The sequence below is a fragment of the Streptomyces bobili genome (assembly GCF_002154575.1).
In the GTDB taxonomy this organism is placed as follows: Bacteria; Actinomycetota; Actinomycetes; order Streptomycetales; family Streptomycetaceae; genus Streptomyces; species Streptomyces bobili.
The window spans coordinates 1-3,904 of the sequence record NZ_MUBA01000395.1; the positions used below are offsets into that span (position 1 = coordinate 1).

At 71.3% G+C, this 3,904-nt stretch carries 5 protein-coding genes; 2 read left to right on the forward strand and 3 right to left on the reverse strand.

Annotation, left to right across the window (positions count from 1 at the left end):
• Together BZL64_RS27945 and kbpA are read right to left on the reverse strand one after the other, a co-directional pair.
• Positions 1 to 947: serine/threonine-protein kinase (locus tag BZL64_RS27945; RefSeq protein WP_143663329.1), on the reverse strand; the 947-nt coding region annotated here is incomplete at its 3' end.
• Between the two features lie 257 nt (positions 948 to 1,204).
• The gene (gene kbpA / locus BZL64_RS27950) at positions 1,205 to 1,927 is read right to left on the reverse strand and encodes an AfsK-binding protein KbpA (protein WP_086771954.1); all 723 of its coding nucleotides are present in this window, start codon (positions 1,925 to 1,927) and stop codon (positions 1,205 to 1,207) included.
• A 134-nt stretch (positions 1,928 to 2,061) separates the two neighbouring features.
• On the opposite strand from kbpA, the gene BZL64_RS27955 reads away from it, so the two are divergent.
• On the forward strand, positions 2,062 to 2,697 hold the full coding sequence (locus BZL64_RS27955) for a TetR family transcriptional regulator (RefSeq protein ID WP_086771955.1): 636 nt from the start codon (positions 2,062 to 2,064) through the stop codon (positions 2,695 to 2,697).
• A gap of 155 nt (positions 2,698 to 2,852) precedes the next feature.
• Here BZL64_RS27955 and BZL64_RS27960 read toward each other — a convergent pair whose 3' ends face one another.
• A complete protein-coding gene (locus BZL64_RS27960; RefSeq protein WP_086771956.1) occupies positions 2,853 to 3,305 on the reverse strand; it encodes an Lrp/AsnC family transcriptional regulator in 453 nt (150 codons plus the stop codon).
• A gap of 82 nt (positions 3,306 to 3,387) precedes the next feature.
• Between BZL64_RS27960 and BZL64_RS27965 the strand changes: the two genes are divergently transcribed.
• A partial coding sequence (locus tag BZL64_RS27965; protein WP_086771957.1) for a LysE family translocator occupies positions 3,388 to 3,904 on the forward strand: 517 nt, incomplete at its 3' end.

Below are 3,904 nucleotides of genomic sequence, written 5' to 3' on the forward strand. Positions count from 1 at the left end.
GGCCGGGCCATGCCCACGCCGGGGCTCGCGGGTGCCGCCGACTTGACGGGCAGCCGGCTGCCGCGGCGCGTCTCGATGAGGGTGACCGCCTTCTCGGGCAGCCACGCCGACGCCGTACCGCTGTCGTCGGAGCCGGCGAAGAGGTGCGGGGCCAGCTGGGCCTGGAGGTCGGCGGGGCTGGGGCGGCCGGTGGCCTCCATCTGCATGCAGGAGTCGATGAGCGGGCGCAGCTCGTTCGGGAGGCCCGCCAGGTCGGGGCCCTCGCGCAGCAGCATGAAGACCGTCTCGACCGGGTTGGCGCCGTGGAACGGCGGGTGGCCGGTGGCCGCGAAGACGAGGGTCGAGCCGAGGGAGAAGACGTCGCTGGCGCCGGTGACGCTGCGCGAGTCCTTGGCCTGCTCGGGGGACATGTAGGCGGGGGTGCCGACGGCGACGTTCGTCATCGTCAGACGTGTGTTCGAAACGCCGGACGCGATGCCGAAGTCGATCACCCGGGGGCCGTCCTCGACGACGAGGACGTTCGAGGGCTTGAGGTCACGGTGGACGAGCCCGGCGCCGTGGATGGACTGGAGCGCCTCGGCGATGCCCGCCGCCAGCCAGCGCACCGCCTGAGCCGGAAGCGGCCCGCAGTCGTTCACTATCTCTTCGAGGGAGGGCGCGGGCACATAGGCGGTGGCCAGCCACGGCACGGCGGCACGCGGATCGGCGTCGACGACCGCGGCGGTGTAGAAGCCGGAGACCGCCCGCGCCGCCTCCACCTCGCGGGTGAAGCGGACCCGGAACAGCTGGTCCTCGGCCAGTTCCGTGCGGACCGTCTTGATCGCCACGCGGCGGCCGGAGGCCGAACGCGCGAGATAGACCAGCCCCATGCCGCCGGCTCCCAGCCGTCCCAGCACCTCGAACGGCCCGATCCGCCGCGGATCGTGCTGCGTCAGCTGATCCACCACTTGCCTGCCACCTCCCCGTACGGGCCACGCCACCCATATGTGTACGCGACCGAAGTGCAGCGTCTCACCACCGCACCGCCATGTCGGCACGCACCCTGATTCTTCCTGGCCGGGCGCCCGGTTGCGAACCCCGGAACAATCGGGGTGTCTCATTTCATATACGTGCAAGAAGGCACATGAATATGTGCCCGGCCCGCACGCATGCCCGCATGCCCGCTTCCCTCCGTGCATCCGTACGTGCCGCGCGCAGAAGAGGCTCAGCGCTGCAGCAGGGCGAACGACGCCCCCTGATTGTCGGTGACGACGGCCACCGTTCCGTACGAGGCGGTGAACGGGCCCGCCTGCACCCGCCCCCCGAGGCGGCTCACCGCGCCGAGCGTCGCCTCGCAGTCCTCGACGCCGAAGTGGACGAGGAAGTGCGGCGGCATGACCTCGGGGAAGACGTCGGAGACCGGCGCCCGCCCGAAGTCGGGTACGGCGTCCGGCCCGAACAGGGCCTCGTGGAAGAGGTGGCCGTAGAAGGTGTTGGCGGTCTCGGTGTCACGGGCGTACAGCTGCGCCCAGGCGAAGGCGCCGGGCCTGTGCCGCACCCCGAATCCGGGGTGACCGCCCGCCTGCCACAGGCCGAAGACCGCGCCCTCGGGGTCGACGGCCAGGGCCGCGACCCCCGCCCCGTCGACCGGCGTCGGCGCCGTGACGACCTGCCCGCCCGCCGTCCGGATGCGGCGTACGGTCGCCTCCACGTCCGGCGTCGCGAAGGACACCGTCCACACGGTGGGCATCCGGCCGTCCGTCTTGCGGCCGAGGGCGGCGACCGGCGCACCGTCCAGCCGGGCCCACACGGAGGAGCCGTACGCCGCCTCGAAGTCCCACCCGAACAGCCCCCCGTAGAACCGCTTGCCCGCGTCCACGTCGGGGAGCTGCGCATCCACCCAGCAGGGGACGCCCTCTGCGTACACCGATGCCCTGTTTTCGGCCATAGAGTCAAACTAACGGCGGTTCACGCAAGCCGCAGACCAGGCACACCCGCCTCCGGACCCCCGCGCACCCCATTTGCAGTCGGCCGAATCGCGCTCCGATCACCCCTCGGTAAGCTGACGGCATGACAGGACAAGTGCGTACCGTCGACGGCCGCGTGGCCGGTCGGCGCGGGCAGGCGACGCGGCAGAAGTTGCTCGACTGCCTCAGCGAGATGCTCAGCTCCTCTCCCTACCGGGACGTCAAGGTCATCGATGTGGCCCGGAAGGCGGGCACTTCGCCCGCGACCTTCTACCAGTACTTCCCGGACGTCGAGGGCGCCGTCCTGGAGATCGCGGAGCAAATGGCCGCGGAGGGCGCCGGGTTGACCGAGTTGCTGGAGGGGCGGTCCTGGGTCGGCAAGGCCGGCTGGCAGACCGCGCAGGAACTCGTCGACGGGTTCCTGGAGTTCTGGAAGCGCAACGACGCGATCCTCCGCGTCGTCGACCTCGGCGCGGCCGAGGGCGACAAGCGCTTCTACAAACTCCGCATGAAGATTCTCAACTCGGTGAACAACTCCCTCTCGGACGCCGTCGCCGAGCTGCAGTCCAAGGGCAAGGTCGACAAGGACGTGAACCCGGGCGCGATCGCCGGTTCGCTGGTCGCGATGCTCGCGGCGGTCGCCTCCCACCAGAAGGGTTTCACCGCGTGGGGCGTCAAGCAGGCTGAACTCAAGCCCAACGTCGCGCTGTTGGTGCACCTGGGCGTCACCGGCAAGAAGCCGACGAAGTAGCCCGCGGCAGCCGCCGGCCCGCGTTATCCCCACGTCCCACGTCCTGTCTGGCAGGCGGTGGTCCATCCGGTCATCCGGGTGGACCACCGCCTGCCGCGCTATGCGGGCGCTTGACCCGGAGAAACGAAGGGACATGGGGGGCGACCTGGGTGGGTTCAGCCCGGCAGGGGCCGGTCGCGCACCACGTGCTTCATCACCAGCGTCGATGTGAGCCGCTGCACGCCCGGCAGGGTCGCCAGCCGCTCGTCGTACAGCCGCTGGAAGGCCGCGAGGTCTGCGGTGGCCACCCGCAGCAGGTAGTCGGGCTCCCCGAACAGCCGCTGCGCGTCCAGCACATGCTCCACCTCGCCGACGGCCCGCTCGAACTCGACGACCGTGTCCCGGTCCTCCTGCCGCATCGAGACGAAGACCAGCGCCTCGAAGGTCAGCCCGACGGCCGTCGGCTCCACCACCGCCCGGTAGCCGCTGATCGCCCCGGACCGCTCCAGCTCCCGCAGCCGCCGGTGACAGGGCGAGACACTCAGCCGCACCCGCGCGGCCAGCTCGGTCACCGTCAGCCGCCCGTCCTGCTGCAGCTCGGCAAGAATCTTCCGGTCCACGTCGTCCATGGGGCAGATCTTCCCCCGTAGCGCCGCATTTCGTGAAAACTTCGGCAACACCTTCGACCGTATCGCGCCTAATGTCCCCTCCATGGACTCCGGAACGCTGATCTCCTTCCTCGCCGTCGACCTGCTGCTGGTGTGCGTGCCGGGCGCCGACTGGGCGTACGTGATCGGCGCCGGGCTGCGCGGGCGCTCGGTGGGGCTGGCGGTGACCGGCCTGGTCAGCGGCTACGCCCTGCACACGGCGCTGGCCGCGGCGGGCCTCGCGGTCCTGGTCGCGGGGTCCCCGGCACTGCTCACCGCGCTGACGGTGGCGGGGGCGGCCTACCTGGTCTGGCTGGGGTGGAGCGTGCTGCGCCGGCCGGGGGTGCCGCAGGCGGGGCAGGCGGTGGAGCGGGACCGGTGGCGGGTCTTCCTGCGGGGCGCCACGATCAGCGGCCTGAACCCCAAGGGCCTGCTGCTCTACCTCTCCGTCCTGCCCCAGTTCCTCGTCACCCACGACGCGCGTCTGCCGGTCCCGGCACAGACCGCGGGCCTCGGGCTGCTACACATGGCGTGCTGCGCCGCCGTCTACGCGACGGTGGGCGTCCTGGCCCGCAGACTGC

Coding starts and splice junctions, on each gene's coding strand:
- BZL64_RS27960 (WP_086771956.1), bottom strand. CDS start 3,305: ATGGACGACGTGGACCGGAAGATTCTTGCCGAGCTGCAGCAGGACGGG.
- kbpA (WP_086771954.1), bottom strand. CDS start 1,927: ATGGCCGAAAACAGGGCATCGGTGTACGCAGAGGGCGTCCCCTGCTGG.